General features: G+C 69.2%; 20 protein-coding genes. 15 read left to right on the top strand and 5 right to left on the bottom strand.

The window, feature by feature from the left end:
- The first annotated feature begins 23 nt into the window (after positions 1–23).
- The 3 genes from GNX71_RS23675 (at position 24) to GNX71_RS23665 (ending at position 3,878) form a co-directional block, all read left to right on the top strand.
- Complete coding sequence (locus GNX71_RS23675) at positions 24–1,595, top strand: AMP-binding protein (protein ID WP_206174686.1); 1,572 nt, start codon at positions 24–26, stop codon at positions 1,593–1,595.
- Positions 1,596–1,609: 14 nt separating this feature from the next.
- Positions 1,610–2,845, top strand: coding sequence for an acyl-CoA dehydrogenase family protein (locus GNX71_RS23670; RefSeq protein WP_206174685.1), 1,236 nt, complete (start codon positions 1,610–1,612; stop codon positions 2,843–2,845).
- A 100-nt stretch (positions 2,846–2,945) separates the two neighbouring features.
- Entirely contained in the window at positions 2,946–3,878 is a 933-nt protein-coding gene (locus tag GNX71_RS23665; protein WP_241027344.1) for a tripartite tricarboxylate transporter substrate binding protein, read from the top strand.
- Between the two features lie 76 nt (positions 3,879–3,954).
- On the opposite strand, the gene GNX71_RS23660 is transcribed toward GNX71_RS23665, so the two are convergent.
- Positions 3,955–4,776, bottom strand: a complete 822-nt coding sequence (locus GNX71_RS23660; protein WP_206174684.1) for an alpha/beta hydrolase — start codon at positions 4,774–4,776, stop codon at positions 3,955–3,957.
- A 287-nt stretch (positions 4,777–5,063) separates the two neighbouring features.
- Here GNX71_RS23660 and GNX71_RS23655 point away from each other — a divergent pair, with 287 nt between their 5' ends.
- From GNX71_RS23655 to GNX71_RS23635, 5 genes are all read left to right on the top strand, one after another.
- Positions 5,064–10,253, top strand: a complete 5,190-nt coding sequence (locus tag GNX71_RS23655) for a trifunctional serine/threonine-protein kinase/ATP-binding protein/sensor histidine kinase (protein ID WP_206174683.1) — start codon at positions 5,064–5,066, stop codon at positions 10,251–10,253.
- A 55-nt stretch (positions 10,254–10,308) separates the two neighbouring features.
- Positions 10,309–10,974: a response regulator gene (locus GNX71_RS23650; RefSeq protein ID WP_206174682.1), complete on the top strand. Its 666-nt coding sequence runs from the start codon at positions 10,309–10,311 to the stop codon at positions 10,972–10,974.
- Positions 10,975–11,108: 134 nt separating this feature from the next.
- Positions 11,109–11,495, top strand: a complete 387-nt coding sequence (locus GNX71_RS23645) for a response regulator (RefSeq protein ID WP_206174681.1) — start codon at positions 11,109–11,111, stop codon at positions 11,493–11,495.
- A gap of 95 nt (positions 11,496–11,590) precedes the next feature.
- Positions 11,591–12,661, top strand: coding sequence for an ATP-binding protein (locus GNX71_RS23640; protein ID WP_241027033.1), 1,071 nt, complete (start codon positions 11,591–11,593; stop codon positions 12,659–12,661).
- Positions 12,658–12,840 carry a hypothetical protein gene (locus tag GNX71_RS23635; protein WP_206174680.1) on the top strand — a complete coding sequence of 61 codons (183 nt, stop codon included), beginning with the start codon at positions 12,658–12,660 and terminating at the stop codon, positions 12,838–12,840. The genes GNX71_RS23640 and GNX71_RS23635 overlap by 4 nt, the downstream gene beginning before the upstream one ends.
- A 53-nt stretch (positions 12,841–12,893) precedes the next feature.
- Here the strand turns inward: GNX71_RS23635 and GNX71_RS23630 are convergent, their stop codons facing one another.
- The gene (locus tag GNX71_RS23630) at positions 12,894–14,204 is read right to left on the bottom strand and encodes an epoxide hydrolase family protein (RefSeq protein ID WP_206174679.1); all 1,311 of its coding nucleotides are present in this window, start codon (positions 14,202–14,204) and stop codon (positions 12,894–12,896) included.
- A 314-nt stretch (positions 14,205–14,518) separates the two neighbouring features.
- Between GNX71_RS23630 and GNX71_RS23625 the strand changes: the two genes are divergently transcribed.
- Positions 14,519–17,383, top strand: coding sequence for a winged helix-turn-helix domain-containing protein (locus GNX71_RS23625; protein ID WP_206174678.1), 2,865 nt, complete (start codon positions 14,519–14,521; stop codon positions 17,381–17,383).
- Between the two features lie 17 nt (positions 17,384–17,400).
- Here GNX71_RS23625 and GNX71_RS23620 read toward each other — a convergent pair whose 3' ends face one another.
- The 3 genes from GNX71_RS23620 to GNX71_RS23610 all read right to left on the bottom strand — a co-directional run bounded on the left by GNX71_RS23620 (position 17,401) and on the right by GNX71_RS23610 (position 20,564).
- Positions 17,401–18,849, bottom strand: coding sequence for an aldehyde dehydrogenase family protein (locus tag GNX71_RS23620; RefSeq protein WP_206174677.1), 1,449 nt, complete (start codon positions 18,847–18,849; stop codon positions 17,401–17,403).
- A gap of 25 nt (positions 18,850–18,874) precedes the next feature.
- Positions 18,875–19,903: an alpha/beta hydrolase gene (locus GNX71_RS23615; protein ID WP_206174676.1), complete on the bottom strand. Its 1,029-nt coding sequence runs from the start codon at positions 19,901–19,903 to the stop codon at positions 18,875–18,877.
- Between the two features lie 196 nt (positions 19,904–20,099).
- Positions 20,100–20,564, bottom strand: a complete 465-nt coding sequence (locus tag GNX71_RS23610) for a cytochrome P460 family protein (protein WP_206174675.1) — start codon at positions 20,562–20,564, stop codon at positions 20,100–20,102.
- 289 nt (positions 20,565–20,853) lie between these two features.
- On the opposite strand from GNX71_RS23610, the gene GNX71_RS23605 reads away from it, so the two are divergent.
- From GNX71_RS23605 to GNX71_RS23580, 6 genes are all read left to right on the top strand, one after another.
- A complete protein-coding gene (locus GNX71_RS23605; protein WP_206174674.1) occupies positions 20,854–21,108 on the top strand; it encodes a hypothetical protein in 255 nt (84 codons plus the stop codon).
- Between the two features lie 93 nt (positions 21,109–21,201).
- A complete protein-coding gene (locus tag GNX71_RS23600) occupies positions 21,202–22,287 on the top strand; it encodes a tartrate dehydrogenase (protein WP_206174673.1) in 1,086 nt (361 codons plus the stop codon).
- Positions 22,288–22,322: 35 nt separating this feature from the next.
- On the top strand, positions 22,323–23,273 hold the full coding sequence (locus GNX71_RS23595; protein ID WP_013542725.1) for an ABC transporter permease: 951 nt from the start codon (positions 22,323–22,325) through the stop codon (positions 23,271–23,273).
- Positions 23,270–24,154 carry an ABC transporter permease gene (locus tag GNX71_RS23590; RefSeq protein WP_206174672.1) on the top strand — a complete coding sequence of 295 codons (885 nt, stop codon included), beginning with the start codon at positions 23,270–23,272 and terminating at the stop codon, positions 24,152–24,154. Before GNX71_RS23595 ends, GNX71_RS23590 begins: the two co-directional genes overlap by 4 nt.
- A gap of 3 nt (positions 24,155–24,157) precedes the next feature.
- Positions 24,158–25,147: an ABC transporter ATP-binding protein gene (locus tag GNX71_RS23585; protein WP_206174671.1), complete on the top strand. Its 990-nt coding sequence runs from the start codon at positions 24,158–24,160 to the stop codon at positions 25,145–25,147.
- The gene (locus GNX71_RS23580) at positions 25,144–25,956 is read left to right on the top strand and encodes an ATP-binding cassette domain-containing protein (RefSeq protein WP_206174670.1); all 813 of its coding nucleotides are present in this window, start codon (positions 25,144–25,146) and stop codon (positions 25,954–25,956) included. Before GNX71_RS23585 ends, GNX71_RS23580 begins: the two co-directional genes overlap by 4 nt.
- The last annotated feature ends 38 nt before the right edge of the window (positions 25,957–25,994 follow it).

Here is a 25,994-nt window from a genome sequence, read left to right as displayed (position 1 = left end):
GGCACGGGCATCCAGGAGACAACTTGCAAACCACAGCCCCCGAGATCGCCAACGTCGGCGAGCTCGCATCCCGCGCCGCCCGCATCCACGCGAAGCGTCTTGCCGTCACCAGCGCACAGCGCTCGGTCACCTACGAAGAACTCGAGCAGCGCTCCAACCGCCTGGCCAATGCGCTGCGCGGCCTGGGCCTGCAGCGTGGCGACCGCGTGGGCGTGTACCTGCCCAACTGCATCGAGATCGTCGAACTGGAGCTGGCCTGCTACAAGGCCGCGCTGGTGAAGGCGCCGATCAACGCGCGGCTCGCGCCGGTCGAGGTGGCCGAGGTCATCGCCAATAGCGAGGCGACGCTGATCGTCACCACCGCCGAGCGCGCCGAGGGTTTCCTTGCCCACCTGAAGCACGGCGCGCCGCGGCTGCTGCTGCTCGACGCGGCCGAGAACACGCAGGCCTCCTACGAAGGCGTTCTCGCGCGCGCCAGCGACCGCTTCATGCCCGTGCGCGTGCATGTCGACGAGCTTGCCGTGCTGCACTACACCTCGGGCTCCAGCGGCGTGCTCAAGGCCGCGATGCAGACCTTCGGCAACCGGCTGGCGCAATTGCGCAAGTTCCTGATGCGCGCCGACAATCTGCAGCCCGGCGACCTGTTGGGGCTGGTCGGGCCGATCACCCATGCCTCGGGCATGCAGCTGGTGCCCGCGCTGTGCAGCGGCGCGACGATCCGCCTCTTCAGCGGCTTCGACCCCGGCCGCTTCATCGCCGAGATGAAGCGCGAGCGCGTGACCCACACCTTCATGGTGCCAACCATGATCAACATGCTGCTGGCCGAGGTGCAAGGTCGCTACCGCCCGCTGCCCGACCTGCGGCGCCTGGGCTACGGCGCGGCGCCGATGGCGCCCGCCCGCATCATGCAGGCGATGGACGTGTTCGGCCCGGTGCTCTCGCAGGGCTACGGCGCGGGCGAGACGACCTCGGGCGTGTGCGGCCTCAGCGTGGAAGACCATCTTTTCGCGCGTGCCGCGATGCCCGAGCGACTTGCGTCGTGTGGCCGGCCGTTCCTCGAGTCGGTGGTGGAGATCGTCGACGACGAAGGCCTGCCGGTGGCCACGGGCGAGATCGGCGAGATCGTGGTCGGCGGTCCTGACATCTTCGCGGGCTACTGGCGCGCGCCCGAACTCACGGCCGAGGTGCTGAAGAACAGCCGCTACCACACGGGCGACCTCGCCCGCGCGGACGACGAGGGCTACATCTACATCGTCGACCGCAAGAAGGACATGGTGATCAGCGGCGGCTTCAACGTATACCCCTCGGAGGTGGAGGCCGTGCTCTACCAGCATGCCGAGGTGGACGAGGCCTGCGTGTTCAGCGTGCCCGACGACAAGTGGGGCGAGGCCGTCGCCGCGCACATCGTGCGCAAGCCCGGCGCGGTGCTCGACGCCGCGGCGCTCGATGCCTTCTGCGCCGAGCGGCTCGCGGGCTTCAAGCGGCCGCGCCGCATCGAGTTCGTCGAGACGCTGCAGAAGAACGCCAACGGAAAGATCGCGCGCAAGGCCATCCAGACGCCGTACTGGGCGGGCCATGACCGCCGCGTGAACTGAGGAGCCTCACCGCCATGACCACGCCAACCACTACCAACGAGCCCACCGCTGCCTCCAGCGTGCGCTCGCCCTTGTTCGACGGCCCATTCGAAGGCTCCGAACGCGCGGCGGAACTGATCGCGCGCATCGGCGACTTCCTGCAGGGCGAGCTCGATGCGCTGGTGCGCGAAGAGGGCATCGACCACGAGCACAGCCCGGCCAAGGCCGTGCTGCAGCGCGTGTGGCGCCGCTCGCACGAACTGGGCTTCTACGGCATGACCTTGCCCACGGCCATGGGCGGTCTCGGGCTTTCGCTGCTCGACCACGTGCTGATCAAGGAGTCGATCTACGCGAGCGGCTCGCCACTGGCGCCCCATGTGTTCGGCGAACTCAGCGGCCCACCGCGCGTGGGCGCGCTCGCGCGCCACGCCACGCCGATGCAGCTCGCGAACTTCATCGTGCCGGTGGCGCAGGCCGAGAAGGCCATCTGCTTCGCGCTCACCGAGGCCGAAGCCGGCTCGGACCCCGGCGCGTTGCAGACCCAGGCCCGCCTCGAGGGCGACAGCTATGTGCTCAACGGGCGCAAGCGCTTCATCTCGGGCTCACCCTTCGCGGACTACGCGGTACTGATGGCCTCCACCTCCGACAGTCCGGAGCGGCGCGAGATCTCGGCTTTCTTCGTCGACCTGCACCAGGCCGGCGTGGTGGTGGTCTCGGGCTACAAGACCATGGCGGGCCAGTCGACCACCGGCGACATCGTGCTGAGCGACTGCCGTGTACCCGCCACGCACCTCATCGGCGCGCCCGGCCGCGGCCTGGCGCTGGCGCTGGGACGCATCACCGTCAACCGGCTGTTGCATTGCCCCGGCATGGTCGGGCTGGCCACCGTGGCGCTGAAGGACGCGCGCGACTACGCGCGCACACGCCGACAGTTCGGCCGCCCGATTGCCGAGTTCCAGGCGATCCAGCATTCGCTGGCCGACATGGCCACGCAGCTCGCGGCGGCGCGAGCGCTGATGATTTCCACCGCGCGCCAGCTCGACGCGGGCGGCGACGCGCGCGCCGATGCGTCGATGGCCAAGCTGTTCTGCTCGGAGTCGGCGTTCCGCATCGCCGACGCCGCTGTACAGATCCATGGTGGCGAAGGCATCGTGCAGGGGCGCCGCGTCGAGTTCCTGTTCCGCATGCTGCGCATGTACCGCGTGCTGACCGGCACCAGCGAGATCCAGAAGAACATCATCGCGCGCGAGTTGCTCGGCGAGGCGCCGTAGGCACTCCCCGCGTGAATCACAAAACAACGATCCGGAGACAAGCGTTTTGAACATCGACCTTTCACGCCGTGCGCTCTGCCGCGCGTTCGCTGCATCGCCCCTGCTGTCGCTCGCGCACGCCGTGCGGGCCGCCGACCAATGGCCCAGCCGTCCCATCAAGTGGGTCGTGCCCTACCTCGCAGGCACAGGTCCCGACACCGGCGCACGCATCCTCGCCGAAGCGGTGGGCCGGCTGCTGGGCCAGCCGATCATCATCGAGAACAAAGGCGGCGCTGCGGGCAACATCGGGGCGCGCCAGGTGGCGCATGCCGCGCCCGATGGCTACACCTGGCTCTACTCGGCCGCGCCCATGGCAGCGAACATGCTGATGTATCGCTCCCCTGGCTACGATGCGATGAAGGACTTTCGCCACGTCATGCGGCTCACCACGTCGGATGTGCTGCTGGTCGTCAACCCCGCGTCGGGCATCGAGACGCTGCAAGACCTCGTCGCCAGGGCGCGCGCTCACCCCGGGAAGCTCGACTACGCCTCTGGCGGCGTGGGCACGCCTTCGCACCTCGGCGTCGAGCTGTTCTTGAATGCTGCTGGCATCAGCGCCACGCATGTGCCGTACAAGGGCGCCTCGGAACTCGTGAATGCGGTGCTGGGCAGCCAGGTGAGCTTCGGCATGCCGATCTTCGCGGTGGCATATCCGCACGTGAAGGGCGGCAAGCTCAAGGCCCTGGGTGTTGCCGGCGCAAGGCGCAATGCGAACCTTCCGGACGTGCCCACGCTGGCCGAGCAGGGACTGCAGGGCGTGGAGTTGACCTCCTGGGGTGGGCTCTCGCTGCCAGCGGGCACACCCGATCCAATCGCCTCGCGCATCTACGAGGTCTTCAGCCGCACGCTGAAGGACCCGCGGGTGATCGCATCGCTGACCGAGCTTGGCAGCCAGGTTAGCCCTTCGACGCGTGACGACTACCTCCAGGTGATCAGACACGAGATCGATTCGACCGGGCGCATGATGAAGAGCGCGAACATCCAGCCGATGTGACTGAGATGTCGGCCGCACCCTCGCCACGACAGGCCCTGTCCCGGTCGAATCGGTTCGTGCGTGCCGGCGCTGCAGTTCAGTGCGCCGCCGCCTCCGCCGCCTCGACGATCAGCTTGGCGACCGCCTCGGGCTGCGAGGTCATCACGACATGCGAGGCGCCCTTGACCACCACCGTTTTCTTCGCGTGGGCGCGCTCGGCCATGAAGGCCATCGCCGCCGGGGGGATGTTCCTGTCGCGATCGCCATAGATGAACCACGACGGCACCGATTTCCACGCTGGCGCCTGCGAAGCCTCGTTCAGCGCGGCCTCCGCGATGGGCCGCTGGCCCACGGCCATCAGGCGCGCCTTGGCGAGTGGAACGTCGGCCGCGAACTGCGCGGGGAACTTGTCCTGCTGGATGTACAGGTCCTTGCCGCCGTCGGCGAGCGGCACTGCGGGCGCCAGCGTCGGGCCCAGCGTGCTGCCGGGGAATTGGCCCGTGAGGCCGAGGGCCGTCTCGCCCGCCTCGGGGGCAAAGGCCGCCACATAGACCAGCGCCTTCACGTTCGGCTTTCCGTTCGCGGCGGACGAGATCACCGAGCCGCCGTACGAATGCCCGACGAGGACCACCGGCCCTTTGACCGCATCGACGATGCCGGCGACGTACGCCGCGTCGAATGCCGGGCCACGCAGCGGATTCGCCGCCGCGATCACTGCATAGTGCCGCGCCTGCAGGCGCTGGACCACGGCGTCCCAGTTCGACGAGTCGGCGAAGGCGCCGTGCACGAGCACGATCGTGGGCTTGGGGGACGCTGCGGCATCCACCGGCTGTGCCAACGAGTGCAGGGGCGCCAGCGCGGCCAGCCCGAGCGTGTGGGCCATCAGGGTCGCGGCGAAGCGGCGAGAGAACTTCTTCATGACGTTTTTTTCCTTGGATTGAACGGGTGGAAAACAAGATCGGCGTGGGCCGATGGCGATGAATCTATGAGCGGCGCGAAGGAAGCCCGTCGGCTTCTGTATGCCTGTGTGTCCAGGGGCCGTGCAGCCACATTACTTTTCAAGCGGCCGGGCCGAATTCGCGGCGGCGCACCCGTTTTGCAGCGCGCGCGTCCCGGCGCCTAACAACGCCTAACACCAGCCAACGCCTCCGGCGCCTATCTCGCGACGCGCGGAGTTCCAATGGCGGCCTGCGAAGGCCCACACCCATGCAACACCAGGAACTCATCGGACAGGAACCGGCAGCCTCGCCAGAGGCTCGCGTCGTCGCGGAGCACGGCGCACCGGCCCGGCGCTACCGTGACTTTCGCGAGCTGAGCACCGGCACGCCGCGCCTGGATCGCGCACTCGGCCACGGCGCGGCCGCGTCGCTCGTGGCCGGGCGCGGCCAGACGGCGCCAGCCACCGCCGCGCTGCTTCAGCGCGAGTACGAGTTTCGGCATGCGCTGGGCGACGAATGGGCGGCGGTTCCGGTCTCGCTCGTGCCGCACGGCGACGGCTTCCTGCTGATACTGAAGGACCCCGGCGGCGAGACGCTTCGCCGCAGCCCGGCGCCCGGCGCCGATGCGGGCGCCTTCCTCGCGCTCGCGCTGCGCCTCACCGCCGCCGTCGGCGCGATGCACGCGGCCGGCGTGCTGCACCGCGCGCTCACGCCGGACCGCATCCTGCTGGGCGATGACGGCCGCGCACGCCTCACCGGCTTCGGCCATGCGGTCACCGTCTCCGGCGAAGACCGGGCCACGAACGACGACCAGCTCGCCTGGGATGAGGACAGCTTCAACTACATGGCGCCGGAACTGGGCGCGCGCATGAACCTGCGCGTGGATGCGCGTGCCGACCTCTACGCGCTCGGCTGCATCCTTTACGAACTGCTGGCCGGCAGGCTTCCGTTCCAGGGCCCCGATGCCGCTGCGCGCGTCCATGCGCACGCGACCCAGACCGCCCGTGCACCCAGTGATCTGGTGGAGGGCGTTGCGGAGCAGCTCTCGCTGCTGGTCATGAAGCTGCTCGAGAAAGCACCGGCGCAGCGCTACGCGGACGCCGCCTCCGTGCTGTCGGACCTTCGCCGCTGCGAGGCCCTGTTGCGTCAGCAAGGGCGCATTCCGCGCTTTGCGCTCGATGCCCATTCCGCCCTGCGCAAACCCCGAGGTGCGGACTGCGTGCTGGGGCGCGATGCCGAACTGCAGACGCTGCTCGCGCTCTACCGCACGGTCGCGGACAACGCCCGCTCGCGCGCGGCCTGGGTCTCGGGGCCGTCCGGCATCGGCAAGTCGACGCTGCTGCGCGAGGCGATGGCGCGCGTGCCGCCTTCGGGCGCGCCGCTCCTTGCCACGGCCAAGAGCGAGGAGGGGCGCCGGGGCAAGCCTTATGCGCTGCTGGTGGAGGCGCTCGATCCGCTGCTGCAGCATGTGCTCGGTTGCGCGGACGAGGAATTCGCGGTCTGGCGCCACCGCATCGCCAGCGCAGCGAGGCCGGTGGAGCGGACCCTGGCCGCGCTGTTGCCGGCCCTGGGTGTCATCGTCGGCATGCAGGCCGGACAGGCCGCGCCCATCGATGCGCCGGACGCGGCCCCCGCACTCGAACGCGAGCGCGTGCTGCAGGGCATGGCGCGGCTGATCGCCTGCTTCGCGACGCCCGCGCGGCCGCTCGTGCTGCTGCTGGACGACCTGCAATGGGCTGATGTCGAGACGCTGCAGGTGCTCGAGCGCCTGCTGTTCCACCATGACGACGCCGCGCTGCTGCTGGTGGGCACTTTCCGCGACAACGAAGTGGCTGCCGACCATCCGCTGCGCGCGAGTCGGCTCGCCGAAGTGCCCGGGGCCGTTCGCATCGAACTCGGCCCGCTGGACGACGCCGCCCTGCGCGAGATGATCGCGTTGACGCTGCAGCAGGACGCGAGCGCCATCGGCGAGCTGGCCGAGGTCATCGGCCGGAAGACAGAGCGCAACCCGCTCTTCGCGCGGCATCTGCTGCACCTGCTGGCCGACGACGGGCTGCTGGCCTACGACGCGGAATCCGCCTCGTGGCGCTGGAGTCTCGACGAGCTGGCATCCCACCCGGGTGTCCAGAGCGTGGGCGAGCTGATGGCGCGGCGCTTCGAGCAATTGCCTGCGCGGGCGCAGGCCGTGCTGCGCCTGATGGCCTGCCTCGGCCACCGTGCGTCCGACGGCGCGCTCGCGCACGCGATGGACGTGAAACCCGGCACCGATGCGGCCCGGCGCCTGCAAGCGGCGCTGGACGACGCGCGCGAGGCCGGCAGCATCCTGCGCGACGGCAACGAATGGGTTTTCTGGCACGACCGCATTCGCGAGGCGGCCTATGGATCGATCCCGCCGGAAGAGCGGCCGCGGATGCACCTGCGCATCGTGCGGCGGCAGATCCTGCATGCGGCCGACCCGGCCCAGGTGTTCGCGCTCGCCGCGCAGGCCAGCCTCGCCCGCCTGGCTGTCGAGGCGCCGCAGGAGCGGCGCGACTTCGCGCGGCTCAACCTGGAGGCCGGCCGCCAGGCGAAGGCCGCGACCGCCCACCATTCGGCGCTCGGCTTCTTCCGCGCAGCACTCGACTTTCTCGGCGAGGAAGATGGCAGCGACGACGGCCTGGCCGCGCGCGCGCTGTGCGGCGAGGCCGAGTTCATGACGGGCTCGCTCGAAGCCGCCGAGGCGCGCCTCGCGGCGCTGGAGGAAGTGGCGGGAGACGGCATCTTCGGCGCCGATCTCGCGCGCCTGCGGGCGGCGCTCTACACCACGCTGGGCGCCTTCGACCGCGCGCTGGACGTCGGCCTCGCATTCCTTCGCAAGTCGGGCATCGACATGCCCCGGCGGCCCGACGATGCCGCGGTCGACCGGGAGCACGCCACGCTGCAGGCATGGATCGATCGCCATGGCATCGGTGCCTTGTGGCAGTTGCCCATCGTGGCCGATCCGCTGCGCCGCGCGATCACCGACATCTTTGCCGACCTGATTCCGCCGGCGCTCTACACCGACCAGAACCTGGTCGACTTCATCCTGCTGCGGATGATCGGCCTTGCCATCGTGCAGGGGCATGCCGACGCCTCGGCGGACGGCTATGTCTGCATGACCCAGGTCTTCGGCGTGCGCTATGGCGACTACGCGGCCGCGCGTGAGTTCGGCGCGCTCGCACTGCACCTGGTCGACGAACGCGGCCTCGCGCGCTACCGCGGCCGGGTCTACATGGCCTTCGGCACGATGATGGTTCCGTGGAGCCAGCCGGCGCGCGCGGCGCGCGACTACATCCGGCGCGCCTACGACGTAGCCGTGACGAGCGGCGACCACACCTTCGCGCTGTACTGCGGCCCGAACCAGGCCAGGGGCATGCTCTTCGCCGGGGAGTACCTGGGCGACGTGCGCGACACGGTCGAGCGCGGCCTGGCCCTCGCGCGCGACGCAAACTTCCAGCTCGTGATCGATGCGCTGCTGGCCCAGAAGGTGCTGCTCGCGCAACTGCAGGACGGCACCGAGGGCGACCCCGACGCACAGCCGCGAACGCCGCAGGAGGGCGAGCCCGCAACGCTCGTGGACTTCGCCTACTGGGTGCACAGGCTGCAGGCGGCGCTGCTGGGCGGCAGGCTCGCCGAGGCCATCGAGGCGCGCCGCCGGGCCGAGGCCTGCGCGGCCTCGGGTCGCACCTTTGCCGAAAGCGGCGACCTGCCGTTCTACGGCGCGCTGGCGCTGCTCGCGCTGCCCGCGCGCGATGCGTCGCAACAGGCAGCGCTGCAGCGCGACGTGTACCAGCTCCAGACCTGGGTCCAGGCCTGTCCGGCGAACTTCCTGGCGCGCTACCAGCTGGTGTGGGCGGAGATGTGCCGCATCGACGGCGATCCGCTCGGGGCGGTGGAGGCCTATGCGCGGGCGGTGTCGCACGCGCGGCGCCATGGCTTCACCCAGGTCGAGGCGCTGGCGGCCGAGCGCGCCGCGGCCTTTCATGCCAGCCGCGGGGACGACCTGTCCGCACATGGCAACCTGCGCCATGCGCGCGGCGCGTGGCAGCGCTGGGGTGCGGTGGCCAAGGCGCGGCAGCTGCAGGCCGCGCATCCGGGGCTCTTCGAGATCGAGGACCCGGTCGCGAACACGCGGCGCATGCAGTCGCTCGACGCGCAGGCCGTGCTGCGCATCTCGACGGCGCTGGCCAGCGAGATCGTTCCGGCCCGCCTGGTCGAGACGCTGCTTCGCACCGCGCTCGAAAACGCCGGCGCCGAGCTCGGCACGCTGGCGCTGCTGCGGCAAGACACCTGGCAGGTGCGGGCGCAGGCGCGCGTGGCCGACGGCGCCATCACGCTCACGCAGGCGGGCGCCGCCTTCGATGCCGGGACGCTGCCGGTGTCGATCGTGCAGGCCGTCGCGCGCACGCAGCAGCACATCGTGGTGGACGATGCGCGCGAAAGCACCTCGTTCGCGCAGGACGACTACATCCGCCGCCAGCGTCCGCGCTCGATCCTGTGCGTGCCGCTGATGCGCCATGCCACGCTCATCGGCGCGCTCTACCTGGAGAACAACCTGTCCTCCCATGTGTTCACGCCCGCCAAGGCCGAGGTGCTGGAGGTGATCGCCTCGCAGGCGGCCTTCGCGCTGGAGAATGCACGGCTTTACGAGGAGCTGATCGACCAGAACCACCAGCGCGCGCATGCCGAGGAGCAGCTGCGCAGCACGCTCACGGAGCTGGAGCGCGCCACCCGCCTGAAGGCGATGGGCGAGCTGGTGGCATCCATCGTGCACGAGGTCGGCCAGCCGATCGCGGCGGTCGACACCTCGGCCAGCGCCGCGCTGCGCTGGCTCGACCGCAGCCCACCCGACATCGGCGAGGCCCGCGAGATGCTCACCCACATCAGCAAGAGCGCGCTGCGCGCCCGCACCATCATCCAGGGCCTTCGCGCCAAGGCGCGCAACGCGGAGCCGCAGTTCGCCGCATTCGACCTCGGCGAAGCCCTGCGCGAAGCGGCGACGCTGGTGGCGGGGGCGCTCGACACCATGGGCGTGACGCTCGAAATGAAAGGCCTGGACGCGGCGGTTCCCGTGCACGGCGATCGCGTGCAGCTGCAGCAGGTGGCGGTCAACCTGCTGATGAACGCGGCCGAGTCCATGGCCGCCCTTGCGCACGGCCCGCGGCCATTGTTGATGGCCTGCGAGATCGAGGAGGGCCAGGTGCGCATCGTCGTGGACGACGCCGGACCGGGCATCGGCCCCGACGCGGCGCAGCACCTGCTCAAACCCCTGTTCACCACCAAGGCCAACGGCATGGGCATGGGGCTGGCGATCTGCAAGTCGATCCTCGATGCGCACGGCGGAACGCTCGCGCTGCTGCAGCGCGAGACCGCCGGCACGCGCGCCGTCTTCAGCCTGCCGCGGGCGGCGCCCGCGTCGAACGACGCGGCGCCGGCGTGAGCACCCTATCGATCGAAAAAAGTCCATGCCCATGTCCCTCCCGATGCCTGTTTCCATGCCCCTGCGCAGCCCGCTTCCAAGCAATGCGCCCGACGCCCAGACCGGGCGTTGCGTGTTCATCGTCGACGACGACGAGCTGGTGCGCGATGCGCTCGGCAGCCTGCTGCGCTCCATCGACCTGGCGGTGCGCGCCTTCGCCACGACCGAGGAATTCCTCGGCGCGCCGCGCACCGGCGGGCCCTGCTGCCTGGTGCTGGACGTGCGCTTGCGCGGCCAGAGCGGCCTGGCCTTCCAGCAGGCGCTGCTCGACCTCGGCCAGCCCCACATGCCGATCGTGTTCATGACCGGCCACGGCGACATCGCGATGACCGTGAAGGCGATGAAGGCGGGTGCAGTGGACTTTCTCGCGAAGCCCTTTCGCGACCAGGACATGATCGATGCGGTCCTCGCCGCGCTGGACCGCGACGCCCGCCGGATCGAGGCTGCGCGCCTGCTGCAGGCGGCGCGCACCTGCTGGGAGTCGCTCACGCCGCGCGAGCGCGAGGTGGTGCAGCATGTCTCCGGTGGCCTGATGAACAAGCAGATCGCCGACCGCATGGGCATCGCCGAGATCACCGCGAAGATCCACCGGGGCCAGGCGATGCGCAAGATGAACGCGCGCTCGGTCGCCCAGCTGGTGCGCACGATGGAGGCGCTCGGTGTCGTGGAGGCCGCGCGCTGAGGATGCAACGCCCGGCATACCTAGGGATGATGGCGCCGCGCGCGGGCGCCGCTATCCTGCAATCCTGTGCAATGGCGGGAACGGTCCCGCGCCTTCATCGCCCGAGACCCCCCGGTAGAGAACGGGATTCCTCCTTGTCCCTGTCAGCCATCGAACTCGTTTCCATCGTCGACGACGATCCCTTCGTGCGTGCCGCAACGAGCAGTCTCGTGCGCTCGTTCGGATGGGAGGCGCGCGCGTTCGAGTCGGCCGTCGACTTCCTCGCCTCCGGCGTGCCGGAGCGAACGCGCTGCCTGGTCTGCGACATCCAGATGCCGGCCATGGACGGCATCGACCTGCTCGAGCGCCTCGAACGCGAGGGCCTGCGCATCCCCACGCTCTTCATCAGCGCCTTCGCCACGGCCCGCACGCGCGAGCGCGTGAAGGCCAGTCCGGCGCTGTGCCTGATCGAGAAGCCGATCGACGCCGCCGAACTCGAGACCTGGATCGGCTGCGCACTCGCCCGGGGCAAACCTTCGTAGGGGTGCGGCAAACGCTGATGCGATGGTGCGGGCCCCATGCCGCGTGATGTCATCTCTCCATGCCGACACATGCGTCGGCGACAGGAGAAAAGCAGATGACGAAGAATCCCCCGATGTCCGCCGGCCCCTTCCATCCGGCGCGCGCATCCGAAGCGCCGGCCCGGGCCGATGCGGATGGCGTTGCGCCCGGCCGTCGCTCCCACCGGCTGGCATTGATCGCGGCGCGCGCGATCGCGGTCGCCTCGCTCGGGCAGAACGCGCATGCCGCAACGCTTGCGCCGCTGGCTTGCCCGCTCGGCGATGGCCTGCTGTGGATCGTGTGCGTGTGTGTGCTCGTCGGGTTCATGCTGCTCGCGGTCTTCCTCTGGCTCGAGGCGATGGAGTTGCGCGCCGGTGCGGCCCGCCTGGCCCGCGCGATGGAGCGCCACGCCGGCAACGCCCGCATGCCCGAGCTCGCCGAGGGCGGCCCACGCGCCATCGCGCGGCTGGCACGCGCGATCAACACCGTTCGCAGCCGCCAGGCCGAGCGCGACGCGGGCCACCTGGACGTGCAGGCCGCCTACGCGCACGACCTTCGCACGCCGCTGACCCGCATGGGGCTGCGCTGCGAGATGCTGGAAGACGAGGCGCTTCGCGAAGCCATGGAGCGCGATCTCCTGCAGATGCGCGAACTGGTGGAGGCCAGCGTCGCCAGCGCGCGCATGCAGCGCAGCGTGGCCGAGCCGCTGCAGCGCATCGATGCCGACGGCCTGCTCGGCAACCTGATGCGCGACTACCGCGACGCGGGCCGCGCGGTCGCGCTCGACGGCCATATCGGCCAGCCGGTGATGGCTTGTCCGCTTGCGCTGCGTCGCGTGCTCGCCAACCTGATCGACAACGCACTGCGCTACGGCAGCGATGTGCGCATCTGCGCCCGCGTCGACGCGACGAGCCTGGTGCTGGCCGTGGTGGATTCGGGGCCGGGCATCCGGCCGGCGCAGATGGACGCGGTGTTCGCGCCGTGGGTCCGCGCGCAGCAGGGCAACCAGGAAGGCAAGCCCGGGTCGGGCCTCGGCCTTGCGATCGCCCGGCGCCTCGCGCGGTCGATGCAGGGCGACCTCCAACTGCAGAACCGCCGCTGCGGTGGGCTCGAGGCGCGGCTCACGCTGCCGCTCGTGGTCGCATGACGCCGACCCAGCGCCGCGAGCGCCGCATCCGCTTCGCCGCGATGGGCTTCGCGAAACTCAGCGTGGCGAAAGCCGAGGGCAAGTACAGGGCCGTGCGCAGCGCAGCGAGCCCGCGGGTCGGAGCCTCGGCGTTCGAGCCTTTCGTCCTTCATCTGGCGGCGAGACGACGACGTTCATGAGGATGCCAATCACCTAAGAAAAAGGCCCGCCGATGCGGGCCTTTTCGTTTTGCTCAACGCAGCGATCGGAACGCCGCGCGCACCTCCTGGCTGAACAGCGCCGGCTGCTCCCACGCCGCGAAATGGCCGCCCTTGTCGACCTCGTTCCAGTAGACCAGCTCGTGGTATGCGCGATCTGCCCAACTGCGCGGCGCCTGGTAGATCTCGCCGGGAAACACCGTCACGGCCGCCGGCAGCGAGATGTCGACCGCATTGAAGTTGTTGGAGTGGTCTTCCCAGTAGATCTGTGCGGCCGATGTCGCGCTGTTGGTCAGCCAGTACAGCGAGATGTCGTCGAGCATCTCGTCGCGCGAGAGCACGCGCTCGGGCACGCCGCCCGAGTAGGTCCAGGTCGCGAACTTGTCGTAGATCCATGCGGCCTGGCCCACGGGCGAATCGGCGAGGGCGTAGCCCAGCGTCTGCGGGCGCGTGACCATCATCGCGGAGTAGCCCGAGCTGTTCTTGTAGAAGTTGTCGAGCTTGTCGAAGGCCGCGCGCTCCTTTGCCGAAAGGCTCTCCGGTGCGGGCCCGCCCGCCGCGAGGATCGCTGCGATCTCCGGCGGCACGGTGCCCGGCATGTTGACGTGGATGCCCATCAGGCCCGGCACCTTCTGCATCGCCATGCGGTGCGAGATCACCGAGCCGCAGTCGCCCCCCTGCGACACGAACTGCCTGTAGCCCAGCCGCGCCATCAGCACGCCCCAGGCGCGCGCGATGTGGTTGGAGTCCCACCCGGTGGCCTCGGGCTGGCCCGAGAAGCCGAAGCCCGGCAGCGAGGGCAGCACCAGGTGGAACGCGTCTTCCGCGCGACCGCCGTGGGCGGTCGGGTCGGTGAGCGGGCCCACGACCTTGAGCAGCTCGAAGATCGAGCCGGGCCAGCCATGCGTCATGACCAGCGGCATCGCGTTGGCGTGGCGCGAGCGGATGTGCGCGAACTGGATGTCCAGGCCGTCGATCGTGGTCACGAACTGCGGCACGGCGTTCAGCCGCGCCTCGCCCTTGCGCCAGTCGTAGTCGGTGGACCAGTAGCGCACCAGCGAGCGCAGCGTGGCAAGCCGCACGCCCTGCGATGTGTCGGCGACCGTTTCGGCGGTCGGCCATCGCGTGGCGGCCAGCCGCCGGCGCAGGTCGGCGAGCGCGCCGCGATCGACGGCCACGCGGAACGGGCGCACCGAGGTGTCGCCGGGGCCGGCCACGGAAGCCGCCGCCGATGCCGGCGAGGCGCGCAGCATGGCAAAGGCGCCGGTGGCTGCGGATGCCGCGCCGAAGGCCATCGACGTGGCGAGCAGGCGGCGGCGGGAGAGGGATGGGTTGGGTTCGCTCATGTTGGCGTCTCGATGAAGTTGGGACCCCTCGATTGAATTGGGCGGATGTATCTGGGATGTGTGAGGAATCGCCCGATTCGCATGGGCAAGTACCCGGTGGGCGGGCCGATACAAGGCCATACAAAACCACCCGGAAAGCGGCGGGTGAGCGCGCGCGGCGCGGCGCGAGCCCTCGGTTATGCTCCCGTCCGCCCGCGTACCGGGGGGCCGGTCGGTTCGCCGAACCGATGCAGCCGGCCGAGGCCTGCGCGGCTTGGCCTTTCGATTCCTCCGCCTGTGCGCCACGCCGTATTTCCCGATCCTCCCGATCCGTCATGAGCGACGACAACTTCTTCAAGACCACCGACCCCCTCTGCTTCGGTCCCTTCACGCTGCGCATTGCAGAACGGCTTCTGGAGCGCGACGGGGTGCCGGTGGATCTCGGGGGGCGCGCGATGGACGTTCTCCTCGTCCTCGTCGCCAAGGCCAATGCGATCGTGAGCAAGCAGGAGCTCATGGCGAAGGCCTGGCCCGGCATGGTCGTGTCCGACGGCAGCTTGCGCTACCAGATCACGATGCTGCGGCAGGCGCTCGACGACGGGCAGGACGGCGCGCGCTACCTGTCGAACATCGTCGGCCGTGGCTACTGTTTCGTCGGCCGCATCACCAAGGCAGCCGGGGGCTCCGACGCGCAGCTGGCCGTTGCCGAAGCGAACCCCGTCGAACCCGGCCTTCCCGCGCAGCCGGTGGAACTGGTTGGCCGCGCAAAGGAGCTGGCCGCGATCGCGGCGCAGTTGCCCAAGGGCCGGTTCGTCACCATCGTGGGGTCGGGCGGCGTGGGCAAGACGTCGGTTGCAATCCGCACCGGGCAGGACCTGCTGGGCGACTTCGGCGGGGCCGTCGTGTTCGTGGACCTCTCGATGCTGCTGGACCCCGGGCTGGTGCCGAGCGCCATCGCGTCGATGCTGGGCCTGTCGGTCCGCTCGGCCGATCCGGTGCCCAGCCTGATCGCCTACCTGCGCGAGAAGCGGATGCTGCTGATCCTGGACAACTGCGAGCATGTGATCGCGGCGGCCGCATCGCTGGCCGAACGCATCTTCCAGGCGGCGCCCCGCATCCACATTCTTGCCACGAGCCGCGAGGCGCTGCGTGTGCAGGGCGAGCACATCCACCTGCTCGATCCGCTGGCCACGCCGCCCGACCAGCCCGGGCTCGCCGCGCGCGACATCCTCATGTATCCCGCCGCGCGCCTGTTCGTCGACCGGGCGGGCGCCAGCGGCGCGATGCCGGCGCTGAACGACGACGATGCGCCCGTGATCGCGAGCATCTGCAGGAAGCTCGATGGCGTTGCGCTGGCCATCGAACTCGCGGCCCGCCGCGTGGCCGCCTACGGACTGCACCAGACCGCAGCGCTCCTGGACGAGCGCCTAGCGCTTTCGTGGCTGGGGCAGCGCACCGCGCAGCCCCGCCACCAGACGCTGCAGGCCACGCTCGACTGGAGCTATGAACTCCTGGACATGTCGGAGCGCGCGGTGCTGTGCCGGTTGTCGGTCTTCGTGGGGCATTTCTCGCTGGAGGCCGCCCGCGAGGTGGCGGCGGCGGAGGACCTGACCCAGGCGCAGGTGGTCGATGCCATCGCGAGCCTCGCGGAGAAGTCGCTGCTCTCCATCCGGCGGTCCGCCACCTCGACCCAGTACCGGCTGCTCGAGAGCACGCGCGCGTACGCGCAGTCGAAGGCCGGCGCAGACCTGGCCGACGCAGCCGCGCGGCGCCACGCGATCTACTTCCGGCAGCGGCTGGAACAGATGGCCCGCAAGGACGATGCCTTTTCGCGCGACACCGCGCGCGCCTCGGATCTCGCCGACCTGGGGAACGTGCGTGCAGCCCTCGCATGGTGCTTCGAGCGCGCCGATGCCAGGGACCTGGGCGTTTCGCTCGCGCTGGCGGCGGTGCCGGCCTTCATGGCGATGTCGTTGCTGGCCGAGTGCCACGACTGGTCGAAGCGCGCGCTCGGCGAGCTGACGGCCGCCACGCGCGGCAGCGCCGCGGAAATGCATCTCCAGGCGGCCGTCGGCCTCTCGCAGATGTTCACCCGCGGCCACAGCGACGAAGTGCGCCATGCACTCGAACGCAGCCTCCAGGTGGCCGAGGAACTCGGCGACGCCCGCAGCCAGGTCGAGCTGCTGGGGCGGTTGCAGATCTTTCACGAGCGCATCGGCGACTTCGTCGAATCGCTCGGCCATGCCAGGCGCTGCGCCGCGGTGGCCGCGTCCATCGACGATGCGACCGCGCAGGCGACCGCCCATTCGCTGGTGGGCCTGTGCCATCACCTGGTGGGCGACCAGCCGCGCGCGCGCCATTTCCTGGAAGCCGCGATCGCCGGCGCCGCGGTGTCGCGGCAGCGCAGCAGCATCTACTCGGGCTTCGATTTCCACAACCGGGCATGCATCGCGCTGGCCCGGACCCTGTGGCTGCAGGGGCATCCGTCGCAGGCCGTCGTTGTGGCGCAGCGCGCCGTCGAGGAGGCCCGGCAGCTGAACCATCCGGTGACGCTGTGCATTGCGCTGATATGGGCGGTATCGGTGTACATGTGGGTCGGCGATCTCGCGCAGGCCGAGCAGGACATCGACCGGTTCATCGCCTATGCGGAATCCCATTCGCTCACGCCCTACCTGGCGGTGGGGCGCGGCGTCAAGGGCGAACTCGCCGTCAAGCGCGGCGATGCCGCACGCGGCGTGCAGGCGATCCAGGGCTCGCTGATCGAGCTGCGCGAGTCACGCTACGAATTGCTCACCACGTCGTTCAACATCACGCTCGCCGAAGGCCTGAACGCGACCGGCAGGCACGACGACGCGCTGGAGTTGATGAACGACACGCTCGCGCTCGTGCACGCCAAGGGCGACCTCTACAACCTGCCCGAGCTCCTTCGCGTGAAGGCGCGCGCCTTCTCTGGCGCCGTGCCGCCGCGCGCGGCGGACGCCGAGGATTCGTTGCGCCAAGCGCTGGCCGCCAGCAGGCAGCAGGGCGCGCGCTCCTGGGAGCTGCGCGTCGCGATGGATCTGGCGCGGCTTTGGGAAACGATGGGGCGCGCGCAGGAGGGCAGGGACCTGCTGGCCGGCGTGCTCGCGCACTACACCGAAGGTTTCGAGACGGCGGACCTGCAGGAAGCCGGACGGCTGCTGGGAGACTCGACCGCCTAGCGCGCGAGCGTAGGCGTTCAGGCAGCCTGGGGCACCGGCGCCGGCCCGCTCGCGATGGCAATGGTCTTGGGCTCCAGGAACGCCTCCATGCCGAAAACGCCGAACTCCCTGCCGATGCCCGACTGCTTGACGCCGCCGAAGGGCGCGATCAGCTCGGGCGCGATGCGGTTCACCAGCACCGAGCCCGCGCGCAGCCGCGAAGCCACGCGCAGCGCACGCTGCGGCTGCGAGGAGAACACGTACGCCTGCAGGCCGTACGGCGAGTCGTTCGCGATGGCGACGGCTTCGTCCTCGTCGCCATAGCCGATCACCGAGAGCACGGGGCCGAAGATCTCTTCGCGCGCGATGTCCATGTCGTTGCGCACGCCGGCGAACACGGTCGGCCGCACGAACCAGCCCTTGTCGAAGCCCTCGGGCCGGCCCTCGCCGCCGGCCACCAGCGTTGCGCCCTCGGCCAGGCCGCGGCGGATGAAGTGCTGCACGCGCTCAAACTGCGCCTTGCTCGCGAGCGGCCCGACCGCGGTGGCGGCGTCGCGCGGATCGCCCACGCGCATGGCGGCCGCGGCGGCCCGCAGGTGCTCGATGGCCTCTTGCATGTGCGAGTTCGGGATCAGCAGGCGCGTGCCGGCCACGCAGGCCTGGCCGTTGTTCATGAAGGCGGCATTCAGCGCCATGGGCAGCACGGTGGCCATGTCGGCGTCGTCCAGCACCACGGTGGCCGACTTGCCCGAGAGCGCAAGGCTCACGCGCTTCATGGTGTCCAGGCCCGCGCGCGCGATGAGCTTGCCGGTCTGCGTGGAGCCGGTGAACGAGATCTTCGCAATCGCCGGGCTGGTGGAGATTTCATCGCCCACGTCGCCGCCGCGCCCGAGCAGCACGTTGACGGCGCCGGCCGGAAGGCCTGCGTCATGCAGCGCTTCGGTCACCACCTGCGCCTGCAGCGGCCCCAGTTCGCTCGGCTTGACGACCGACGCGCAGCCCGCGGCGATGGCCGAGGCCAACTTGCTGCAGATGCTGCCCGCGGCGCTGTTCCAGGGCGCGATGAGACCGGCAACGCCGACCGGCTCCATCACCACGATGGCATCGCCCATGCGCCGTTCGAAGGCGTAGTCCTGCAACACCTGCGCCGTGCTGGCGAAGCATTGCGAGGCGTAGTTGCTGACCCATTGCGAGCGGGCCAGCGGGCCGCCGTACTCCTCGATCGTGGCGTCGCGGATCTGGTCGGTGCGCGCCAGCACGGCGGCTTCGAGGCGCCGGAGCATCTCGATGCGCTGCGCCCGGGTGCTGGCCGCCATGCCCGGCTGGGCCCGGTTCGCGGCGGCGATCGCCCGCTTTGCATCGTCGCGGTTCGCGAGCGTGACCGTGCCGATGACCTGCTCGGTCGCGGGATTGACAACGTCGAGCCGTTCGCTGCCCTGCACGGGCACGAAGGCGCCGTCGATGTAGGCCTGATGGATGTTCCACATGGTGCGTCTTCCTGTGCTTGTCGCTTTAGGCACGCGCCACGTCGATCACGGCCTTTGCGAAGGCCTCGGGCGCTTCCTGCGGCAGGTTGTGGCCGATGCCGCCGCTGACCAGGCGGTGTTCATAGCGGCCCGAGAACTTCTTCGCGTAGGCGCTGGGTTCCGGGTGCGGCGCGCCGTTGGCGTCGCCTTCGAGCGTGATGGTCGGTACGCCGATCACCGGGGCCTTGGCCAGACGATCTTCGAGCACCTGGTACTTCGCCTCGCCATCGGCCAGGCCCAGGCGCCAGCGGTAGTTGTGCACCGTGATGGCCACGTGGTCCGGGTTCTCGAACGCGACGGCGCTGCGATCGAAGGTGGCCGCGTCGAAGTTCCACTTGGGCGATGCCAGCTGCCAGATGAGCTTGGCGAAGTCGTGGCGGTTCTTCTCGTAGCCCGCGCGGCCGCGCTCGGTCGCGAAGTAGTACTGGTACCACCACTGCAGTTCGGCCTGCGGCGGCAGTGGCGTCTTGCCGGCCTCCTGGCTGCCGATCAGGTAGCCGCTGACCGACACCAGCGCCTTGACGCGCTCGGGCCACAGCGCGGCCATGATGCACGCCGTGCGCGCGCCCCAGTCGCAGCCGGCCACCGTGGCGGCCTGGATCTTCAGCGCATCCATCAGCGCGATGATGTCCACGGCGATCACCGACTGCTGCCCGTTGCGCGGCGTGTCGGCCGACAGGAAGCGGGTGGTGCCGTAGCCGCGCAGGTACGGCACGATCACGCGGAAGCCCGCGGCGGCAAGCTGCGGCGCGACGTCCACGAACATGTGGATGTCGTAGGGCCAGCCGTGAAGAAGGATCACCGGCGCGCCATTGGCCGGGCCGGCCTCGAAGTAGCCGATGCTCAGGCCGTTGGCCTCGATGTTCTTGAGCGGCTCCAGGCGCCTGGCGCTGCCCACGGCGGTGCCGGCGGATTGTGCGAAGGCGGGCACGATCGACGTCATCTGGGCGGCGGCCGCGCCGAGCGCGGCCTTGGCGAGGAAAGAGCGGCGAAGCAAAAGGGAGGAAGCGGTCATCGGGATCTCCTGGAATCTGAAGGTAGGGGTGGTGTCACTCCATGGGCGCGGTCGTTGCCGATCTGGCGTGCGCTTTCCGGAGTGGTGAAGCGATTGTTCGGAGTCGAGGCGGCCCGGCGCGCGGTTTGCGTATGCCTCTGTATCTGGGCCGCGTTCGCCAACAATAAATTTCAATGCCGGGATGGGGACGAACGCGTCAACGCGCGAGCCGCGTGAACACGTAGTCGTGGTTCTTCACGAGCGCCTGGTGGCAGGCGAAACAGGTCTGGTGCTGTGCCAGGTCTGCGGGCTTGCCGTTGACGAATCGGCCGAAGCCCCAGCCGCCGGTGGTGGCGTATTTCTTCGAGTCCTTCACCATCACCTGCACGGTGGTGGCCGCGCCCGGAATCGACGCGGGCGCGAACTCCGGCGACTGCACATGCTTCCACGCCAGCTTGGCCAGCACGGTGCCATCGGGAAATGGCAGCGTCCCCTTGTCGTAGGCCTCGATCGCCTTGGTGTTGCCGAGCACGACCCGCAACTCGTTCAGCGGCTCCGCCTCGATGGCCGGAGCGATGAGCTGCCACTGCCGGTAGCCCTTGGGAAGGGTGACGCCATAGATCGGCGATGCGTCCGATGTCTTGGCGAGGGCGGTGGTTTCCTCGGCGACGCTCGGCGCCATCGCGAAGATGCCGGAAGCGGCCGCAAGTGCGAAGAGGCCGAGACCGGCGAGCTTCGCCAGGACGGGCTGGTGGGGAGCGGGGTGAGGGGGACGAGGAATCCTTCGGTGCGTCCGTGCTGGACGGCTGCTGTGTGTCGAGTCGGCTCATGGGATGGGCGATTGGATGGAGGAATGAAATGCCGCGGAATGGAGAATCCGCGGCGCCTGTGCGTGCGGATTCTTCGGCGGCTTCACCTTTCCCGGCCTTCGCGCGTATGCGCATGTATCGCCCTTGGCCGGACAACACACTATGTTGCTTTGGCAGGCGCAGCTGGTGGCGCAGCGCATGCACGAACGCGATGAGCCGCGCGACCGGCAGGCCGATGCCATCGGGCGCATCGGCCAGCGTGAGCAGTTGTCGAACGATCATCGGATGGCAACTATCCGCGTCCATTCCTTGGTCGAGCAGGTGGTCAGCGCCTTCTTGAAATTAGAAGATAAAGGCGAATTTGAGCCCGAGGGTTTTCATGATTTCCCTAGGAGAGCTGACTTGCGAGCCTGCTGATAATTGCAAGGCAAAGTACGTGCCAACCCCGATCCTGCGGCACGACTCCTGCTTCTAGACTTGCTCGCGAAACAGTCTTGAAGCAGGTATCCGATGCAGCAAAAAACCAAACACAAGATCGCCGTCATCCCGGGTGACGGCATCGGGGTCGAAGTGGTGCCCGAAGGCCTTCGCGTGCTCGACGCGGTGAGCCGCAAGTTCGGCATCGAATTCAGCTTCGATCATTTCGACTGGGGCTCCGACCACTACGTGCGCCACGGGCTCATGATGCCGGCCGACTGGGACGAGCAGATCAAGGGCCACGACGCCATCTATTTCGGTGCCGTCGGCGCGCCCGACAAGGTGCCCGACCACATCGCCGTGTGGGGCCTTCTCATCAAGATCCGCCGCGAGTTCGACCAGTACGTGAACCTGCGCCCCGTGCGCCTGATGCCCGGCGTGCCCGGACCGCTCGCGCACCGCCAACCCGGCGACATCGACTTTCTCGTGGTGCGCGAAAACACCGAGGGCGAGTACACCTCGGTCGGCGGGCGCCTTTTCGAAGGAACCCCGCGCGAGATGGCGATCCAGGAGGCCGTGTTCACGCGCCACGGTGTCGACCGCATCCTCAAGTACGCCTACGAGCTCGCGAGCAAGCGGCCGCGCAAGAACCTCGTGGCCGCGACCAAGTCGAACGGCATCTCGATCACCATGCCGTACTGGGACGAGCGCCTGGCCGAGATGGCCAAGCGCCATCCCGACATCGCCACGAGCAAGTACCACATCGACATCCTGTGCGCGCACTTCGTGCAGCACCCCGACTGGTTCGACGTGGTCGTGGCCTCCAACCTCTTCGGCGACATCCTGTCCGACCTGGGCCCGGCGTGCACCGGCACCATCGGCATCGCGCCGTCGGCCAACCTGAATCCCGAGCGCGTGTTCCCGTCGCTGTTCGAGCCGGTGCACGGCTCCGCGCCCGACATCGCAGGCAAGGGCATCGCCAACCCCATCGGCCAGATCTGGTCGGCCGCGCTGATGCTCGACCACCTGGGCAACGGCGACCCCGTGTACGCGCAGGCTTCGGCCGCCGTGCTCTCGGCCATCGAGACCGTGCTGAGCGAAGGCCCGCGCACGCGCGACATGGGCGGCACCGCGAACACGGTCGACGTGGGCCGTGCCATCGCCAGCTGCATCGGATGACGACTCGGCTTCACACGAGGCACAAGGGCAGATAGATGGGCCTCTTCCTGCTCAAGCGCCTGGCAACGCTGGTCGGCACGCTGATCGGCGCGTCGGTCATCGTGTTCCTGGTCCTGGAAATCCTGCCCGGCAACGCCGCGCAGATGCTCATGGGCCCCGACGCCTCGCCCGATGCCGTGGCCGCACTCGCCACGAAGCTGGGTCTCGACCAGCCTGCGTGGACGCGCTACTGGCACTGGATCGGCGGCATCCTCACCGGCAACCTGGGCGACAGCTACGCCTACGGCTCGCCGGTGCTCGACCTGATCCTCGAACGCCTCGCGCTCACCGTGCCGCTGGCCGTGCTCGCGATGACGCTCACCACCGTGCTCGCGCTCGTGGTCGGCGTGACGGCCGCGGCGCGCCACAACAAGATGGGCGATGTCGGCCTGATGGGCATGACGCAGGTGGGCATCGCGATCCCGAATTTCTGGTTCGCGATCCTGCTGATCCTGGTGTTCTCGGTGAAGCTGCAGTGGTTCTCCGCGGGCGGCTTCGACGGATGGGGCGAGGGCGTGCTGGGTGGCGTGAAATCGCTGCTGTTGCCGGCGCTGTCCCTCGCGGTGGTGCAGGCGGCGATCCTCGCGCGCATCACGCGTTCGGCCGTGCTCGAAGTGATGCGCGAGGACTTCGTGCGCACCGCGCGCGCCAAGGGCGTGTCGCAGCGCGCCGTGCTGTGGCTGCATGTGCTGCGCAACGCGATGATCCCTGTCATCACCGTGATGGGCATGCAGTTCTCCGAACTGCTGGCAGGCACCATCGTGATCGAGAACGTGTTCTACCTGCCGGGCCTCGGCCGGCTGATCTTCCAGGCCATCAGCAACCGCGACCTCGTCGTGGTGCGCAACTGCGTGATGCTGCTCGCGGCGTTGGTCGTCATCGTGAATTTCGTGGTTGACGTGCTGTACGCCGTGATCGACCCGCGCATCAAGGCAAGCGACATATGAACGCCATCGTTGCTCCTGCTGCTCCCAGCGCAGCCGCGCTCACCGTGCCGGGCTTCTGGCGCCGTGCGGTGCATCACCGCAGCTTCGTCATCGGCGCCGTTCTCGCGCTGCTGCTGCTCCTGGCCGCGCTCGTTTCGTTCGTGTGGACCCCGTGGTCGCCATATGAAATGGACATGGCCAACAAGATGCAGGCGCCCTCGGCCGCGCACTGGCTGGGCACCGACGCCTTCGGGCGCGACGTGGCCTCGCTGCTGCTGGTGGGTGCGCGCGCCTCCATCCTCGTGGGCGTGATCGCCGTGGGCATCGGCCTGGTGGTCGGCACGGCGCTCGGCCTGTTGGCGGCTGCGCGGCGCGGCTGGGTCGAAGAAGCGATCATGCGTTTCGCCGACTTCTCGCTCGCGTTCCCGGCCATTCTCTCGGCGATCATGATGACGGCCGTGTTCGGCGCGGGCATCGTCAATGCCATCGTCGCGATCGGCATCTACAACATCCCGACCTTCGCGCGCATCACACGCGCCTCGGCCAATGCGATCTGGTCGCGCGAATACATCGCGGCGGCACGCGCCTGCGGCAAGGGTTCGTTCTCGATCACGATGCAGCACGTGCTGCCGAATATCTCGGCGGTGCTGATCGTGCAGATCACCATCCGCTTCGCCATCGCGATCCTTGCGGAAGCGGCGCTGTCGTACCTCGGCCTCGGCACGCAGCCCCCTCAGCCTTCGTGGGGCCGCATGCTCAGCGAGGCGCAGACGCTCATGTTCCAGCAGCCGCTGCTGGCGGTGTTCCCCGGCATGGCGATCGCGCTGGCGGTGCTGGGCCTCAACCTGCTCGGCGACGGTTTGCGCGACCTGCTCGACCCGCGCCTTGCTCGAGCCCGCTGAACCATGCCTCTTCTCGAAGTCAACGATCTCCACATCGGCCTGCAGACCCAGCGCGGCCCGGCCGAAGCGGTGCGCGGCATTTCCTTTTCCCTGGAGCGCGGCGAAACGCTGGGTATCGTGGGCGAATCGGGCTGCGGCAAATCGATCACCGTGATGTCGCTCATGGGCCTGTTGCCCTCGACCGCGAAGGTGAGCGGCAGCATCCGTCTCGACGGGCAGGAGCTCGTCGGGCTGCCAGAGAAAGCGATGTGCGGCATTCGCGGCAACCGCATCGGCATGATCTTCCAGGAGCCGATGACGGCGCTGAACCCGGTGCACACCATCGCGCGCCAGGTTGGCGAGCCGCTGCGGCTGCATCGCGGGCTTTCGAAGGCGGAGGCACGGAAAGAAGCTCTGGGCCTGCTGGAGCGCGTGGGCATTCCCGATGCGGCCTCGCGGCTCGATGCGTACCCGCACCAGTTCTCAGGCGGGCAACGGCAGCGCATCGGCATTGCGATGGCGCTGGCCTGCGGCCCCGACCTGTTGATTGCCGACGAGCCCACCACCGCGCTCGACGTGACCATCCAGAAGCAGGTGCTGGACCTCATCCAGAGCCTGGTCGCCGAGATGGGCATGGCGCTGATCCTCATCTCGCATGACCTGGGCGTGATCGCCAACAGCGTGCAGCGCATGCTCGTGATGTATGGCGGCAGCATGGTCGAGAGCGGGCCGACGAAGGCCGTGTTCGCGGAGCGCGCGCATCCCTACACCCGCGGCCTGTTTGCGGCACGGCCGGTGCTCGGTGCACCACGCACGGGCCGCCTAGCCACCATTCGCGGCAGCGTGCCCGAGCTCGTGGACCTGCCGCGCGGTTGCGCCTTCGCAGGGCGCTGCAGTTTCACGGCCGACATGTGCTACACGACGAAGCCGCCGCTGGCCATGAAGCCGAGCGGCCATGCCGTGCGGTGCCTCCGTCTCGAAGACATCGCCGCGCAAAGCGCGGTTGCCGCATGAACCAGTCCGCCAAGGCCCAACCGCTGCTGCAGGTGACCGACCTCGTGCGGCACTACGACCTGCCGCGCGAAAAGCTCTTTGCACCGCCGCCCACCGTCAAGGCGCTCAACGGCGTGAGCTTCAAGGTCGAAGCCGGCCGAAGCCTCGGCATCGTCGGCGAATCGGGGTCCGGCAAGTCGACCATCGCGCGCCTCGTGATGGCGCTTGATACGCCCACTTCTGGCAGCGTGAAGTTGCTCGGGCGCGATCTGCACACGCTGCCCAGGAGCGAACTGCGCACCGCACGTCGCGATTTCCAGATGGTCTTTCAAGACCCCTACGGCTCGCTCGATCCGCGCCAGACCGTCGCACGCATCGTCGCCGAGCCGCTCGAAGCATTGGCCGAGGTCTCCCGCAAGGAACAACGCGAACGCGCCGCCGAATCGCTCGCCGCCGTCGGCCTTCGCACGACCGACATGGACAAGTATCCGCACGAGTTCTCGGGCGGTCAGCGCCAACGCATCGCCATTGCCCGCGCGCTCATCACGCGCCCCAAGCTCATCGTCGCCGACGAACCCGTCAGTGCGCTCGACGTGTCCGTGCAGGCGCAGGTGCTCAACCTGATGCAGGACCTGCAGCAGCAGTTCGGCATCAGCTACCTGCTCATCAGCCACGACCTCGCGGTGGTCAACCACCTGTGCGACGACGTCGCCGTCGTCTTCAAGGGGCAGATCGTGGAGCAGGGCGCGCCGGGCCACCTGTTCCGTCACGCGCAGCACCCTTACACGCGGACCTTGCTGTCCGCCGTCCTGCAGACACCCGCGGGTTAGGCCGCTGGGCGTCACATCCCTTACTTCCAGGAGATATC

This window comes from Variovorax sp. RKNM96, assembly GCF_017161115.1.
Lineage (GTDB): Bacteria > Pseudomonadota > Gammaproteobacteria > Burkholderiales > Burkholderiaceae_C > Variovorax.
The sequence above is the reverse complement of the archived record's forward strand: the minus strand, read 5'-3'. Positions and strand labels throughout refer to the sequence as shown.